Consider the following 14,780-nt stretch of genomic DNA (forward strand, 5'->3'; position numbering starts at 1 on the left):
TGGAGAGCGCGATGACGGTAGGATCTTCGGTAGCCAGGCCGACGGCGTGGCTGTTGGCAGCATTGCTCGCGACCGGTGCCGATGCCCAGCGCGCCGCGCCGACTGAGCGGTGGACCGGGAGCTGGGGCTCTGCCCAGATGATCGCGACCGGCGACAATGCGCTGCCGGCCGATCGGGCCGGCGCGATCACGCTCCGACAGGTCGTTCGTCTTTCCGCCGGTGGCACGCAGGTCCGCGTGCGGCTGTCCAACGCGTTCGGCACGCAGCCACTCAGGATCGGCGCGGCGCATATTGCCCGGCCGATCGCACTCGGCACCGCGCGTATCGCCGGCGGTACGCCATTGCGCTTTGCCGGACAGGTGACCGCGGTCATTCCGGCGGGTGGGGAGATCTATTCGGATCCGGTCGCGCTCGCGCTCGCACCCGGGGCCGACCTCGCCGTCAGCCTCTATCTGCCCGATCCCGCCACGCCGCAGACCGGTCATCCCGGTGCGCGTGCCACCAGCTTCACGGTCGCGGGCAATCACGTCGCCGACCCGCTTCTCGCAGGCGCGACCGCGACGCCACACTGGTATGCGCTCGCCGATGTCGAGGTGGCGGGGCCCCGCGTCGCCCAGGTCACCAGCGCGGCACGCCCGACGACGATCGTCACGATCGGCGATTCGATCACCGACGGCTATGGAGTCGCCCCGGAACGCAACACCCGCTGGCCCGATATTCTCGCCGAGCGGCTGCGCGCGACGCCGGCGACACGCACGCTCGGCGTCGTCAATGCCGGCATCGGCGGCAACCGGATATTGCTCGACGGGCTCGGTCCCAACCTTGTCGCCCGGTTCGACCGCGACGTGATCGCGCGGAGCGGCGTCGGCTGGGCGATCCTTCTCGAAGGGGTGAACGATCTCGGCGTCTTGACGCGCGACGCCCCGGCATCGCCCGAAGACCATGCGGCGCTCGTCGCGCAGCTGATAGCCGGCTTCCGCCAGATGGCCGACCGCGCGCATGCGCACGGTATCAGGATCATCGGCGGCACGGTGATGCCGTTCGGCGGCAATGACTATTATCACCCGGACGCCGCGCTCGAGGCCGATCGCCAGGCGGTCAACAGCTTCATCCGCAGCTCGGGTGTGTTCGATGCGGTGATCGACTTCGACCGGGTTATGCGCGATCCGCGCCGTCCCGACCGCCTCGCGCCGGCATTCGACTCAGGCGATCATCTTCACCCGTCCGAAGCGGGCTATCGGGCGATGGGTGCCGCGGTACCGCTGGCGCTGTTCACCACGCCGCAGCGCTGAGCACGTGCCCGGCATGAAGCTCGCGCCGGTCCCCCGCCTGTGCCGCCGGACCTGGCGACCAGTTCGCCCGTTCCTTTGGCTGGTCCGAACCTGCCGGAACAGGCCCCGCCCCGCTTTCCCATGGCGGGGCGGGTCTTACTCTGTCTCAAGTATTAAATAATCATATTTAAGTTATTTTATCGGCTATGGCTTTACTGCCACTGTGTCTAAAATACGCGACACAGAATACAGATTACCGTTGACAGTATTCGTGCCCATGGTAGCCCTATCACACACCGCCAATAAGAGCGGTTTCGAAAGGGCTGCGGTCATGCCGCAAAGGGGGAGAGAATGATGAGGGGTTCGTCCATACTCAATGCACTCGTGCGTTCGAGTTCGATTGCCACAGTTGCCGTGTGCCTGCTAAATCCGGCACAGGCCTTCGCGCAAATGGCGCCAGGCACCGAGACAGGGTCGCCTGCGACTGCCGCGCAGCCAGCGCTTCCGGCGACATCCACCGTGCAAGACGCAGGGCAGACCGCGAGCCAGGATCCGCAATCGGCCCCCGGGGACGAGATCGTCATCACCGGCATCCGCGCCAGCCTTGGTCGCGCTATCGACATCAAGCGCAACTCGGCAGGCGTCGTCGACGCCATCTCGGCCGAGGATATCGGCAAGTTCCCCGACACCAACCTCGCGGAGTCGCTGCAGCGCGTCACCGGCGTGTCGATCAGTCGCGCGAACGGCGAAGGCTCGCAGGTTGCCGTCCGCGGCTTCAGCGGCGGCTTCAACCTCGTCACGCTGAACGGCCGCCAGCTTCCGGCGACCAGCATCGACACGAGCACCGGCAACGCGTTTGCAACCGGTACGGGTCGTTCGTTCGATTTCCAGAACCTCGCATCCGAGGGTGTCGCCACGCTCGAGGTCTATAAGACCGGCCGCGCCAACATCCCGTCGGGCGGCATCGGCGCGGCGATCAACGTCGTCACCCGCCGACCGCTGTCGGCTGAGGAGAGCGGCCTTTCGGGGTCGATCGGTGCGAAGGGACTTTATGATACCTCGGTCGAGAAGGCCGAGAGCGATCCCAGCAAGGTCACGCCCGAACTGTCCGGGCTGATCAACTACAAGAACCCGAACGAAACCTTCGGCGTCAACGTGTTCGGCAGCTATCAGCTGCGCAATTCCGCGTCGGTTCAGTCCAACCCCAATTACTGGAACATCGTGCCGCTGGCCGATTTCCTCAACACCGCGGGCGCCTATATCCGGCCGACGACGGTGATCACCAATCGCCCGACGACCGAATATGTCCAGATTCCGAACGACAGCCGGTACCAGTTCTCCGAGAACCGCCGCGAGCGTCTGAACGGCCAGGCCAACATCCAGTTCAAGCCGTCCGACCGGTTCGAAATCTCGATCGACGGCATGTATGCCCGCAACAAGCTGAGCGAAGAGCGCAGCGAGCAGACCAACTGGTTCCAGCGCCCGTTCACCGAAGTCACCTTCGATGACAACAAGCAGATGCAGAGCGCGGTCATCCTCGCCGAGTCGATCCAGGCGGACAAGGGTTACGAGCAGCAGCGGTTCGCGACCAAGACCGAGCTCTATTCGGTCGGTGGCAATGTGAAGTGGGACTTCACCGACAATCTGCGACTGACGCTCGACGCCAACCATGCCAAGTCGAAGACCAATCCGGATAACGCGAACGGAACCTCGGCGACGACGATCTCGATCGGTGCGCCGGTACGCTCCTCGCACAAGGTTGATTTCACCACCGGCTTCCCGCAGCAGTCCGAGACGATCAACGACTGCACCGCAACCAACGGTGGTCGCGGCGGCAACTGCAACAACACGCTCGACATCGCGGATCTGGGCAGCCAGGTCGCGCGGAAGATCACGTCGACCCAGGAAGCCCGGATCAACCAATTTGGCGGCGACGTCGCCTGGGACCTGGGCGGGGGCAGCAAGTTCAACGTCGGCGGCAATTATATCGACGCGAACATGCGCTCGACCACGGTCAACACGATCCAGACCCTCGGCGACTGGGGCATCACGGATACCGGCCGCGTCGCGGAACTCGCCGGCGATCTCGTCGACACCTTCTGCCTGACCTGCAAGTTCGACAAATATGATCCGAAGTCGACAGGCTCGTCACTGGTCGCCTTCCGCGCCAACGCGGTCGATCTGCTCAACGTGTTCGAGCCTTATTATGCCGGCCGCGGCAACGCGGTTTCGCCGAGCCCGTCCTCGGACGATACCGTCGGTGAAAAGACCTGGGCGGCCTATGGCCAGATCACCTGGGCCGGCGAACTCGGCGGACGCCGCGCCAATGCGCTGATCGGCGCCCGCTATGAAAAGACGCGGGTCAAGTCGATCGGCATCCAGTCGGTGCCGAGCGGCATTCGCTGGTCGCAGGACAATGACTTCGCGGTCGATGGCGGGCCGCCCAGCGGCGCCGTCACGGTCAAGGCGAGCTACGACAATCTGTTGCCATCGCTCGATTTCAACATCGAACCGATCGACAACGTCATGGCGCGCGCCTCGTTCAGCCGCACGCTCGCCCGTCCCGACTATGGCAACCTCTTTGCTTCCGTCAGCGCCGGGGCACCGAACCGCCCGACCGCGCTCGGCGCAGCTCCTGCGGGCGCAACGCGCCAGGATCCGGCGCTGCTGCCGCTGGTCTCGGACAATTTCGACGTGTCGCTCGAATGGTATTACAAGCCGACGAGCTTCGTGTCGGTCGGCTTCTTCAACAAGGATGTCCGCAACTTCATCGGCAACCAGGTCACCAGCGGCAATCTGTTCGGACTGCGTGACCCGGGTTCGGGCGCTGCCGGTTCGCGCTCGGGTACCGCGCTGGCCTATCTCCAAGCCAACGGGCTGCCGCTCAGCGACATCAACCTGTTCTCCTACACCGCGTTGCTGACGCAGAATAACGGCAACCAGGCGGCCGCATCCGCCGCGTTCCAGAACAACATCGATCCCGCGACGGGTGGCCTGAGGACGCAGTTCGTCGTCGATCTGGCCAATGCGGTCGATATCGTTGCCGATCCCAACGATCCCCTGTTCGAGTTCGCGATTAGCGGCCCGGTCAACAACCGCGAGGGCAACATCCACGGGTTCGAAGTCGCCTGGACCAACTTCTTCGGTCAGACCGGCTTCGGCTTTGCGGTGTCGTACACCAAGGTCAATGGCGACGTGAACGTCGATCCCTATGCCGATCCCAACGTCAACATCTTCGCACTGACCGGCCTCGGCGACAGCGCGAACCTGACCGGCATCTATGACAAGAACGGGCTTTCGGCGCGTGTCTCGTACAACTGGCGCGACAAATATCTGTCGGGGACCAACCAGGGCGGCAACCGCAACCCGCTGTTCACCGCAGCCTTCGGGACGCTCGATGCGAGCATCAGCTACGACATCGCGCAGAGCTTCTCGATCTCGCTCGAGGCGGTCAATCTGACGAGCGAGCCGTTCCGCCAATATGCCCGCACCGAGACCAATCTGGTCTATGTGCAGGAACTGAAGCCGCGCTTCTATCTCGGCGCGCGCTACCGCTTCTGAGCACAGGCCGGCGTGCGCCTCGGCGTGCGCCGGACACCGCATCGGGCAATGGAGGGGCCGCAGCACCGTGCCGCGGCCTTTTCCTGTTGTCCCTCGCCGCCTGGCTGATAGACCCGGACAAAAAGGGACCGGAGCGGATGAACCCCGTACAGATCAACAATATCGATCATGCCGACCTGCGCGTCAGCCCGCGCGCCGGCGCCGCATTCAATGACGCGGCCAATCAGGCGCTGGTCTTCCCCGCCGAATTCGAGGAACTGCAACGCGAATTCGCAATCGTGTTCCGCCGCCGCGACGAGGGTCTTCAGGCCTATGCGCTGCTGGGCCTCGACCGCGACGAGAATCTGTTTCTCGCCGACGAGCGTTGGACGAGCCGCTACGTTCCCGCCAGCCACCGGCGCGGTCCCTTCTCGATCGGCATGACCCGGTCCGCACCGGACGATGTCGGCGAGGCGATGCTGCAGGTCGATCTCGACGATCCGCGCGTCGGTGACCCGACGGGTCTGCCGCTGTTCCTCGAGCATGGCGGCAACACGCCCTATCTCGACCATGTCACCGGCGTGCTGCGGCTGCTGTACGAGGGGATGGAATCCGCGCCCGCCGCCTATGCCGCGCTCGACGACGCCGGGCTGCTCGCGCCCGTCACGCTTACGATCGATGTCAGCGACGAGCGCCGCTACACCGTACCCGACGTGCTCGTCGTCGACCTCGAGCAGCTCGCGGCGCTGAGCGGTGCCCCGCTCGAACAGCTGCATCGTTCGGGCATCCTGCGGCTCGCCATCCTTGCCGCGTCATCGCTCGGCAACATTCAGCAGCTGATTGCGCACAAGCAACAGCGGCTCGCGGCAGTCGGTTGACCCCGGTGCCCGCCATCACCCGCCGGACACGCGTGATCGAAGGGGCGGACGCGCGGACCCTGCCCGTCGCCGATCTGATCGCGGAGGGCCGCCCGACGATCCTGCGCGGTCTTGCCCGCGACGTGCCGCTCGTCGCCGCGGCGCGTCAGGGCCCCGCCGCCGCGGTCGGCTGGCTCAAGCAGTTCGATGGCGGCCAGCCGGTGACGGCCTATATCGGTGACCCCGCTATCGGCGGCCGCTTCGGATACACGGCCGACTGCACCGCGCTCAACTTCACCCGCGAGCGCGGGTCGCTGTCCGCCTATCTCGATCAGCTTCTCGCCAGCATCGACGATGCCGCCGCGCCCAGCATCTATATCGGCTCGACCGACATCGATCAGTACCTCCCCGGCCTCCGGGACCAGGCGGTGCTTCCCTTCGGCGACCCCGAACTCATCGCGCATCCGCCGCTGGTCAGTATCTGGATCGGCAACCGGACGACCGCGTCGGCGCATCACGACATGTCGAACAACATCGCGGTCACCTTGGTCGGGCGGCGGCGCTTCACGCTCTTCCCGCCCGATCAGGTCGCCAACCTCTATCCCGGGCCGCTCGAACCGACGCCCGCGGGCCAGGTCGTCTCGATGGTCGATTTCGACGCCCCCGACTTCACGCGCCATCCCGGCTTTGCCGATGCGCTGGCGGTGGCCGAAGTCGCGGAGATGGAGCCCGGCGACGCGCTCATCTACCCGGCCTTGTGGTGGCACCAGGTCGAGGCGCTCGATCCGTTCAACGCGATGATCAACTATTGGTGGAACCCGACCCCGCGCTTCATGGACACGCCGCAGAACACGTTGCTGCACGGCCTGCTCAGCCTGCGCGACCGGCCCGAGAATGAGAAGCGCGGCTGGCAGGCGCTGTTCGACTATTATGTCTTCGGCGATGCGGGGCGCGCCGGCGCGCATCTGCCGGCAGACGCGCGCGGCGCACTCGCACCGCTGGATGCGATGGCCGCGCGAAGGCTGCGCGCCACGCTGTTGCAACGGCTCAATCGATGAAGGGATATGCGATGGATACCCCGCCAAAGACCCGCGTGATCATCGCCGGCGGTGGCACCGCCGGTTGGCTCGCCGCGGCGCTGCTGACGCGACAACTCGGCGCGCTGATCGACGTCACGCTGATCGAGTCGGACGAGATCGGCACCGTCGGCGTCGGCGAAGCGACCATCCCCACGGTCCAGGCCTTTCACGCACTGCTCGGCCTCGACGAGCGCGCGTTCATGGCCGCCACCGGCGCGACGTTCAAACTCGGCATCGCGTTCGAGGGCTGGGCCCGCCCGGACGATCGCTATGTCCATTCGTTCGGCGATGTCGGGCGGTCCACCTGGATGGGCGACTTCCAGCATTTCTGGCTCGAAGCCCGCGCCAACGGTCTGGCCGGCGACTTTGGCGACTATTGCCTTGAGCTCCAGGCCGCGGAGGCGCGCCGCTTCACCATCGGCCAGCAGGGTCCGCAGCTCAACTATGCCTATCATTTCGACGCGGGCCGCTATGCCCGCTTCCTGCGCGAGCGCTGCGAGACCGCGGGGCTGACCCGGATCGAGGGACGGATCGCCGGGATCGATCGCTCGGCGGAGACCGGCCATATCGATGCGGTCGTCCTTGCCGACGGATCGCGGGTCGCAGGCAATCTGTTCCTCGACTGCAGCGGGTTTCGCGGGCTGCTGATCGGCGATGCGCTCGGTGTCGGCTATGAAGATTGGAGCCACTGGCTGCCCGCCAACCGGGCGCTCGCGGTGCAGACGACGTCGGTCGAGCCCGCCCGGCCTTATACCCGAGCGATCGCGCATGCTGCCGGCTGGCAATGGCGGATCCCGCTGCAGCACCGCGTCGGCAACGGCATCGTCTATTCGAGCGAGTACCTCTCCGATGATGCGGCCCGGGACCGACTGCTGGCGTCCGTCCAGGGTCGCCCGCTGACCGAACCGCGCCTGCTGCGCTTCACGACCGGGCGTCGCCTGCGCGCGTGGGAGGGCAATTGCATCGCGCTGAGCCTCGCCGGCGGGTTCGTCGAACCGCTCGAATCGACCAGCATCCATCTCGTCATGACCGCGCTGACGCGGCTGCTCCGCGCCTTCCCCTTCGACGGGATCAGCTCCGCGGTCGTCGCGCAGTTCAACGCGCAGACGCGGCGCGAGATCGAAGGGGTGCGCGATTTCGTCATCCTCCACTATCATTTGAACCAGCGCAGCGAACCGTTCTGGAAGGCTTGTGCCGCAATGCCGATCCCCGACACGCTGGCGAAGCGCATCGCGCTGTTTTCCGACGCAGCGCAGGCCTATCAGTCGCCGGACGACCTGTTCCGCGTCAGTTCGTGGACCCAGGTCATGCTGGGGCAGCGGCTCGAGCCGCGCGACTGGCATCGCCTCGCGCGGATGATGCCGCCCGAACGGCTCGGATCGTCGCTCGCGGAGCTGAAGGCGGGGATCGCGCAACAGGTCGACCGGCTGCCCGCGCATCAGGCGTTCGTCGATCGCTACTGCGCCCAGGACGCGCCCGGAGTGGCGGCATGAGCCTGAGCAAATCCTGACCCGACGCGTCGCCTCAGGTTACAGATTGGCCTGTTCGTCGGTCGGCAGCTCCGCGTCGGGGCCGTAATAGAGCACGGCGCATTCGGCCTTCAGACACCCGCCCTCGATGACGATATCGTCGCGATAGGCGTCGTGGATGAAGGTGAGCGTGTCGACGTGCTTCGCCTCGAAATACATCGGATGCACGTCGTCGCGGCCGGCGCCATAGACGACGCGCCCGACCTTCGACCAGATCGACGCCATCGTGCACATCCCGCAGGGTTGCAGCGTCGAGTAGAGCGTCGCCCCGCGCAATTCGAGCTCGCCCGTATCCTCGCAGGCGCGCCGGATCGCCATCATTTCGGCATGCGCGGTCGCATCGGGAAGCTCGTGCGTCTGGTTGCGTTCCCCCGCGATGATCTTGCCGTCGAGCACGATCACGCAGCCCAGTGGTGAGGTCGACGGATCCGATCCCTTCGACCGTGCGATCGCGATCGCCTCGCGCATCCAGCGTTCATCGTCCTGCATCATGGCGTCACCTCCCGGAATCACCGTGTAACGCACGGAAGCAGGTCTTGTTCGCCCGGTCCCGCAGAGCGAGCCTGTAAATCGGCGATCGGCCCTTGCCGCCGGGTCAAATTCTTCGAAACGGCTGGGCGAAATCCGCCGATGCGCGTTGTCATCACGCGTTGCAGGACGGCCGACAGCCCGTCGTGCAGGACCTTTCGCATCCCGAGGAGCCATTGATGCCGACCACTCTCAAAGCCAAGTTCGACACGCGCCGCGAAGCCGAAATGACGGTGGAACGTCTCGTCCAGGAAATGAAGGTCGAGCGGACCGATATCTTCATCACCACTGACGGCGCGGACAACAGCGCTGGCGACGAGCGTGCCGGTGCCGACACTGCAGGCGATAATCCCACGCCCGCGTCGCGCGCCGACGCCGCGCTCGAAGGCAAGATCATCGTTTCGGTCGATATTGCGGACGCCGAGCGCGCCAGCGACATCAAGGCCGCATTCGCCGAGTTCGACGCCTCCGAGGTGGCAGAGCGCTAAACGCCGTGAGGGCGGGGCGGACGACACGGTGTCCGCCCGCCCCTGCGACCGTCTTTACTCCCTCCCCGACACCATGGATTCCGACATGACCGATACCACCGCCATCATGGCCCGCCAGCGCGAGATCGCGTCCGAACATCTGCTGTTCAAACTGATGGAATATGTCGAGGCGCAGCACCCGGGGCTGCTCGACTTCATGGAAGCCAGCCTCGACCATCTCGGCGACCCGGCGACCGACGACACCAAGGATGATGCCGGTGTCCGTCAGATCGCCGCGCGCATGATCACCGGCGCGCGCAAACAGGGCGTCGACGCGGGCTGACACGTCCGACGACAGGCTGACGGCGGGGCGGCGAAACGCATCGCCGCCCGCTTTGCTAGCAGGCGTCCTGTCCGCCGAGCACGTCGAGCGCCATGACATGCGCCAGGTGTGACAGCCCCTGCGGCAGGTTGCCGAGAAACATGCCCGTCTTCGGATCGGCCATCTCCGTCATGATCCCGACGCCGCGATCGAGCGCTTCGGAAATGCCCGCAAGCGCCGCCTCTGCCCGATCACGCTGGCCAAGCAGCGCACGAGCCTCGATCATCCAGAAGGTGCACGCCAGGAAACACCCTTCCTCGGACCACACGTCGCTGTAGCGATAGTGATAGGGCCCCGCCCCCAGTTCGCGGTCGATCGCGTCGAGCGTCTTTTCCAGCCGCTCGCGCCCGTCGAAGCCGAACCGCACCGCCAGCGCGAGCGACGCGTCGAGCTTGTCGCTGCCGGGGTAGAAGACGAACGCCTGCTTCGTCTCGGACCAGCATTCATCCTCGATCCACTGCGCGATCCGGTCGCGTTCGCGCGACCAGCGATCGCGGCACGTGGTCGGCAACTGCCCCTGGTCCGCCAGTTCGACCGCGCGCGCCAGCGCCTGCCAGCAGCTGATCTTCGACATGGTGTAATGCTGCGACTCCTCGAGCTCCCAGATTCCCGCATCCTTCTGCCGCCACGCGTCCGCGCACCGGTCCGCGAGATGCGACAGCAGCTCGGCGCTCGACGCATCGAGGATATTGCCGCAACTGACGAAGCGGGCGGCGGTCTCGAATATGTCGCCATAGACGCCGTGCTGACTCTGGTCGGTCGCGGTGTTGCCCACCTGCACGGGTTTCGACCGCCGATATCCCGGCACGTCGATTTCGCTCAGATCGGGGACCAGCGCGCCGTCGAGCGTATAGCAGACGCGCGGCCCGTGTTCGGCCAGCCGCTTCAACAGCCAGGTGAATGCCGCCTTGGCCTCCATCTGCGCCCCCGCGGCGAGAAACGCCTTGATCGTATAGCCGGCGTCGCGGATCCAGGCGTAGCGATAGTCGTAATTCTTCTTGCCGCCGATCCCTTCGGGAACCGAGGTGGTCGCGGCGGCTGCGATCGCACCGGTCGGTGAATAGAGCAGCAACTTCAGCGCGAGGACGCTGCGGATGAACGCGGGGCGCCGTTCGCCGTCATAGTCGATCCGGTGCGACCATTGCCGCCACTCCGCGTCTGAAATATCGATACGCTCGTCGATGTCGGCGATCGTCGGCACGACCAGCGGCTCGTCCTCACCCGCGACGATCGCGACGACTTCGCGCTGGCCCTGCGCGACCGTCAGCACGCCCGTCACCGCCTCGTCGCTGCGCTCCACGACCACGCCATCGCTGTGCAGGAACAACCCGAGTACGCGGTCGACATGGAAGACCGGATATTCGCCGATCTTCGACTGATACGGGCTTGCCCCGCTGGCCCTGCGCCCCGGGCGCATCTCGATTCTGAACCGGACCGCACCGTCGAGCCCGTCAATCCGCCGTGCGAGTTCGGTCCAGGGCAACCGGCCCGCCGTACCGCTGTTCATCGATTCGGTCAGTCGCGCGCGGCCGCTGTCCGTGATGAAGAGCGTCTCGAGCACGTTGCTGCCGGGCAGATAGCGGCGTTCGACGGTGAACGGCTCGGTCGGGGTGATGTTGAACCGTCCCCCCTCCTCTGGATCGAGCAGCCGGTCGAACAGCGGCTGAGAATCGAGATTGGGGACGCACCACCAGTCGATCGACCCGTCCGCCCCCGACAGCGCGACCGACCGCCCGTCGCCGAGCGCGCCATAATCCTCCAGTCGAAGATAGCCGTCCTCACGCCCCCCCTCGCGTACATCGTCGCGCGCGGGTCGGGTGGTGGCGCGCAGCACGTCGCTGGCCAATGCGGCAAGGGTCTTGGCCATGGAAGTGTCTGTCCGATCGCGTCTTTGCCCCCCACCAGGCCGGATATTCGATGCTGGGGAAGCCGTGGTCGGACATGAACGTCGCGGCGTGCGCCAATATCCCGCCCCGACGCTATTTTCCTGGCAGCAGCCTGCAACGCGCCGACCGGGTCCGCCCGCCGCTCAGAGCGGGGACACGTCCGGCATGAAGATATAGCCGTTGCCGCGCACCGTCCGGATCAGTTCGGTGCGGTCGTGACGCTGCACCTTGCGCCGCAGCCGGCTGATATTGACGTCGATCGTGCGGCCCTTCGCCGGGCCGTCGCTGCGCCCCAGCGTCGCGATCATGTCGTCGCGCGAATGGATCGTCTGCGGTTGCGCCACGAACAGATGCAGCATCTGGAACTCGCCATCGGTCAGCCGGACATTGGTGCCGTCGGGGGCGGTCAGCGTCCGCATCCGGCAGTTCAGCGCCCAGCCCGCAAAGCCGACCAGATCGTGGCTCTGCACAGGACTTGCGGCGCCAACGGGTCGCTCGGTCGCCGCGGGGTCGGCAGGATCGGATGACGCGCCGACGCCCAGTTGCGCGCGTCGCCGCCGCAGGACCGACCGGATCCGCGCGAGGATCTCCCGCGGGCTCGACGGCTTGGTGACATAATCGTCCGCGCCCAGCTCGAGCGCGACGACCCGGTCGATCTCGCTCGACAGCGCGGAGAACATGATCACGCGCGGCGGATCCTGGGTCTGGGTCAGCGCGCGCAGCACCGACAACCCGTCCTCGCCGGGCATCATCATGTCGAGCACGACGAGATCGCAGGGACGGTGTGCGAGCCGGGTCCGCAACGCGGCGCCGCTCGCCACGGCTTCGGCGCGCAAGCCGTGATCGACCAGAAACCCCGTCAGCAACTCTCGCAGCCCGGGATCGTCGTCGACGATGACGATCCGCGCGCTGTCATCCGCCCCTCGCGTGCCGGCATGGAGATCAGGGCCGGGCACGGCGACGGAAACGCTGTTGGTCAAAATCATGCGCCTCGCCTGCAGGTCAGTTCTTTCCGGCATATGTCTGGATGTTGCGCAATCCGTCGCGCCGGCAACGACCGGCGGTGGCGTGGCATGATGCGAAATCGCTGAAACATCGCGAACACATACGTGGCATAGTGGCCGGCGATGCACTGCGCCGCTCCCGAACCCGCCGATACGATGCTGCTCGTGGTCGATGACGACCATGCGATCCGGACGCTGCTCGCGCAGAGTCTGGGGATGCACGGGTACCGCGTCGAAACCGCGACCAATGCGCAGGAAATGGACGTCGCGCTCGCACGGCATCCGATCGCGCTGATCCTGCTCGACGTGATGATGCCGGGCGAGGACGGTCTGGCGGCCTGTCGCCGCCTGACCCGCAAGGGCGCCCCCCCCGTCGTCATGCTCAGCGCACTGGGCGACGAACCCGACCGGATCCTCGGGCTCGAGATCGGCGCGAGCCATTATCTGACCAAGCCGTGCAGCCCGCGCGAGATCCTCGCCACCGTCCGCGCCGCACTGCGTGAACGCAATGGCGCGGCTGTTGAAACCGGACGCAGCTACGGCTTTCTCGGCTGGCGGGTCGATTTTGCCGCGCACGAGCTGCTCGACGGCGACGGCATGCTCGTCGACCTGACCGATGGCGAATTCGCGGTGTTGCGCGCCTTTGTCGAGCGTCCGCGCCGGGTGCTCGCGCGCGACGCGTTGCTGGAGGCGGCGCGGGGCCCGGACACCGACGCGTTCGACCGGGCGATCGACGTCCAGGTCAGCCGGCTGCGACGCAAGCTGCGTTCGCGCGGGGACGAGATCATCCGGACGATCCGCAACGAAGGCTATTTCTTCGTTCCCCGCGTGATCCGGCTGTGACCACGCCGCCACGCACGGCCGGCGCGACACCCGTCGGCGCTAGGGTCGGGCATCCACGACGCTGGCCGCTGTTCCTGCGGATCTTCGCGTTCATCCTGTTCACCGTCCTGCTCGTCCAGCTGCTCAATTTCGCCGCCGTCCTGCTCGTCCCGCCGCCGACGCCGGTGGTCTATTCGACCAGCCGGATCGCCTCGGTCGTGCGTGCCGGACGCGACCCGAGCGGGCTGCTGACGATCGCGGTCGCGACCGCCCCGCCGACTGAGCAGGGCGATGCGCGTGATCGCCATCTCGGCCGGGTGATCGCCGCCGATCTGGGCGTGCCGGCACGCGCGGTGATCGTCGAGGCGCGGCGCTATGGCCCCCCCTTGATGGCGGGCGCGTTTCGTCCGCCCATGCCGATGGGCATGCCCAAGATGCCGCCACAGTCGGTCGTCGACAACACGCTGTTCGGCGCGTTCGTCGTCTGGGTCCATGCCCCCGATGGCCAGTGGCGGACGATCCGCCCGGCGCGGCCGGCGTTCGGCTTGTGGCAGGCGCGGCTGATCCTGTGGTTCCTCGTCGCGATGGCGGTCGCGGCACCGGTCGCGCTGGTGCTGGCGCGGCGCATCGCCCGGCCCGTCGCGCTGTTCGCCGCCGCCGCCGACCGGCTCGGTCGCGATCCCCGCGCCGATCCGATCCCACTGACCGGACCGCCCGAGATCATGGAGGCCGCGACCGCGTTCAACGTCATGCAGGAACGGCTCAATCGCTATGTCGAGGATCGCACGACGCTGATCGCCGCGGTCGCGCATGACCTGCGCACGCCGCTGATGCGTCTCGCGCTCCGGCTCGAAAAGGCGCCGGACGAGATCCGCGAGGCGAGCGAGGAGGATATCCAGGAGATGAGCCAGTGGATCGGCGCGGCGATGGCGTTCGTCCGCGACATGACCCGGCATGTCCGCCAACAGCGGCTCGACCTGCGCTCGCTCGCGGAAAGCATCACCGACGATTATGCCGACCGCGGCGAGCAGGTGGTGCTGGCTCCCGGTCCGTCGCTCGCGATCGACGGCGATGCCCCCGCGCTCAAGGCGTTGCTGGTCAATCTGGTCGACAATGCGGTCAAATATGCCGGGCATGCCGAGGTCCAACTCTACCGCGACCGCGACACGGTGGTGATCGAGGTCGGCGATCGTGGTCCGGGCCTGTCCGCCGCCGACGCGTCGCATGCCTTCGAACCGTTCTTCCGGGCGGAGCGGTCGCGCAACCGCGATACCGGTGGCACGGGCCTCGGGCTCGCCAGCGTCCGCGCGGTGGCGCATGCGCATGGCGGCGCCGCGTCGCTGGAAAATCGCCCCGAAGGCGGTCTGATCGTGCGCGTCATTCTGCCAGCATGATCCGGCGCCGAAACAGGAGAA

Annotated in this window: 12 protein-coding genes; 9 read left to right on the plus strand and 3 right to left on the minus strand. The window is 66.6% G+C overall.

Annotated elements, in window-relative coordinates:
* Positions 1–53 precede the first annotated feature (53 nt).
* The 5 genes from ASE89_RS07775 to ASE89_RS07795 all read left to right on the plus strand — a co-directional run bounded on the left by ASE89_RS07775 (position 54) and on the right by ASE89_RS07795 (position 8,240).
* Complete coding sequence (locus tag ASE89_RS07775; protein ID WP_236701668.1) at positions 54–1,292, plus strand: SGNH/GDSL hydrolase family protein; 1,239 nt, start codon at positions 54–56, stop codon at positions 1,290–1,292.
* Between the two features lie 498 nt (positions 1,293–1,790).
* Positions 1,791–4,832, plus strand: a complete 3,042-nt coding sequence (locus ASE89_RS07780) for a TonB-dependent receptor (RefSeq protein ID WP_056676410.1) — start codon at positions 1,791–1,793, stop codon at positions 4,830–4,832.
* Between the two features lie 137 nt (positions 4,833–4,969).
* Complete coding sequence (locus ASE89_RS07785; RefSeq protein ID WP_056675746.1) at positions 4,970–5,689, plus strand: SapC family protein; 720 nt, start codon at positions 4,970–4,972, stop codon at positions 5,687–5,689.
* A gap of 5 nt (positions 5,690–5,694) precedes the next feature.
* The gene (locus tag ASE89_RS07790; RefSeq protein ID WP_082451364.1) at positions 5,695–6,726 is read left to right on the plus strand and encodes a cupin-like domain-containing protein; all 1,032 of its coding nucleotides are present in this window, start codon (positions 5,695–5,697) and stop codon (positions 6,724–6,726) included.
* 11 nt (positions 6,727–6,737) lie between these two features.
* Complete coding sequence (locus ASE89_RS07795) at positions 6,738–8,240, plus strand: tryptophan halogenase family protein (protein ID WP_056676412.1); 1,503 nt, start codon at positions 6,738–6,740, stop codon at positions 8,238–8,240.
* Between the two features lie 36 nt (positions 8,241–8,276).
* On the opposite strand, the gene ASE89_RS07800 is transcribed toward ASE89_RS07795, so the two are convergent.
* A complete protein-coding gene (locus ASE89_RS07800) occupies positions 8,277–8,768 on the minus strand; it encodes a nucleoside deaminase (RefSeq protein ID WP_056675752.1) in 492 nt (163 codons plus the stop codon).
* A gap of 92 nt (positions 8,769–8,860) precedes the next feature.
* Here ASE89_RS07800 and ASE89_RS07805 point away from each other — a divergent pair, with 92 nt between their 5' ends.
* Positions 8,861–9,292, plus strand: a complete 432-nt coding sequence (locus ASE89_RS07805; protein WP_236701669.1) for a hypothetical protein — start codon at positions 8,861–8,863, stop codon at positions 9,290–9,292.
* A gap of 85 nt (positions 9,293–9,377) precedes the next feature.
* Positions 9,378–9,614, plus strand: a complete 237-nt coding sequence (locus ASE89_RS07810) for a hypothetical protein (protein WP_056676419.1) — start codon at positions 9,378–9,380, stop codon at positions 9,612–9,614.
* 55 nt (positions 9,615–9,669) lie between these two features.
* Here ASE89_RS07810 and ASE89_RS07815 read toward each other — a convergent pair whose 3' ends face one another.
* Positions 9,670–11,520 carry a glycoside hydrolase family 15 protein gene (locus ASE89_RS07815; RefSeq protein WP_082451330.1) on the minus strand — a complete coding sequence of 617 codons (1,851 nt, stop codon included), beginning with the start codon at positions 11,518–11,520 and terminating at the stop codon, positions 9,670–9,672.
* 162 nt (positions 11,521–11,682) lie between these two features.
* A complete protein-coding gene (locus ASE89_RS07820) occupies positions 11,683–12,525 on the minus strand; it encodes a response regulator (protein ID WP_056675755.1) in 843 nt (280 codons plus the stop codon).
* 141 nt (positions 12,526–12,666) lie between these two features.
* On the opposite strand from ASE89_RS07820, the gene ASE89_RS07825 reads away from it, so the two are divergent.
* Positions 12,667–13,386, plus strand: coding sequence for a response regulator (locus ASE89_RS07825; protein ID WP_037528413.1), 720 nt, complete (start codon positions 12,667–12,669; stop codon positions 13,384–13,386).
* Positions 13,383–14,759: an ATP-binding protein gene (locus ASE89_RS07830; protein ID WP_056675757.1), complete on the plus strand. Its 1,377-nt coding sequence runs from the start codon at positions 13,383–13,385 to the stop codon at positions 14,757–14,759. Before ASE89_RS07825 ends, ASE89_RS07830 begins: the two co-directional genes overlap by 4 nt.
* The last annotated feature ends 21 nt before the right edge of the window (positions 14,760–14,780 follow it).

It is taken from the genome of Sphingomonas sp. Leaf30, from assembly GCF_001422525.1.
Classification (GTDB): Bacteria; Pseudomonadota; Alphaproteobacteria; order Sphingomonadales; family Sphingomonadaceae; genus Sphingomonas; species Sphingomonas aerolata.

What these genes read in the sequence shown, in the direction of transcription:
- ASE89_RS07785 (WP_056675746.1), top strand. Translation starts at nt 4,970, where the DNA reads ATGAACCCCGTACAGATCAACAATATCGATCATGCCGACCTGCGCGTC.
- ASE89_RS07795 (WP_056676412.1), top strand. Translation starts at nt 6,738, where the DNA reads ATGGATACCCCGCCAAAGACCCGCGTGATCATCGCCGGCGGTGGCACC.
- ASE89_RS07800 (WP_056675752.1), bottom strand. Translation starts at nt 8,768, where the DNA reads ATGATGCAGGACGATGAACGCTGGATGCGCGAGGCGATCGCGATCGCA.
- ASE89_RS07810 (WP_056676419.1), top strand. Translation starts at nt 9,378, where the DNA reads ATGACCGATACCACCGCCATCATGGCCCGCCAGCGCGAGATCGCGTCC.
- ASE89_RS07815 (WP_082451330.1), bottom strand. Translation starts at nt 11,520, where the DNA reads ATGGCCAAGACCCTTGCCGCATTGGCCAGCGACGTGCTGCGCGCCACC.
- ASE89_RS07820 (WP_056675755.1), bottom strand. Translation starts at nt 12,525, where the DNA reads ATGATTTTGACCAACAGCGTTTCCGTCGCCGTGCCCGGCCCTGATCTC.
- ASE89_RS07825 (WP_037528413.1), top strand. Translation starts at nt 12,667, where the DNA reads ATGCACTGCGCCGCTCCCGAACCCGCCGATACGATGCTGCTCGTGGTC.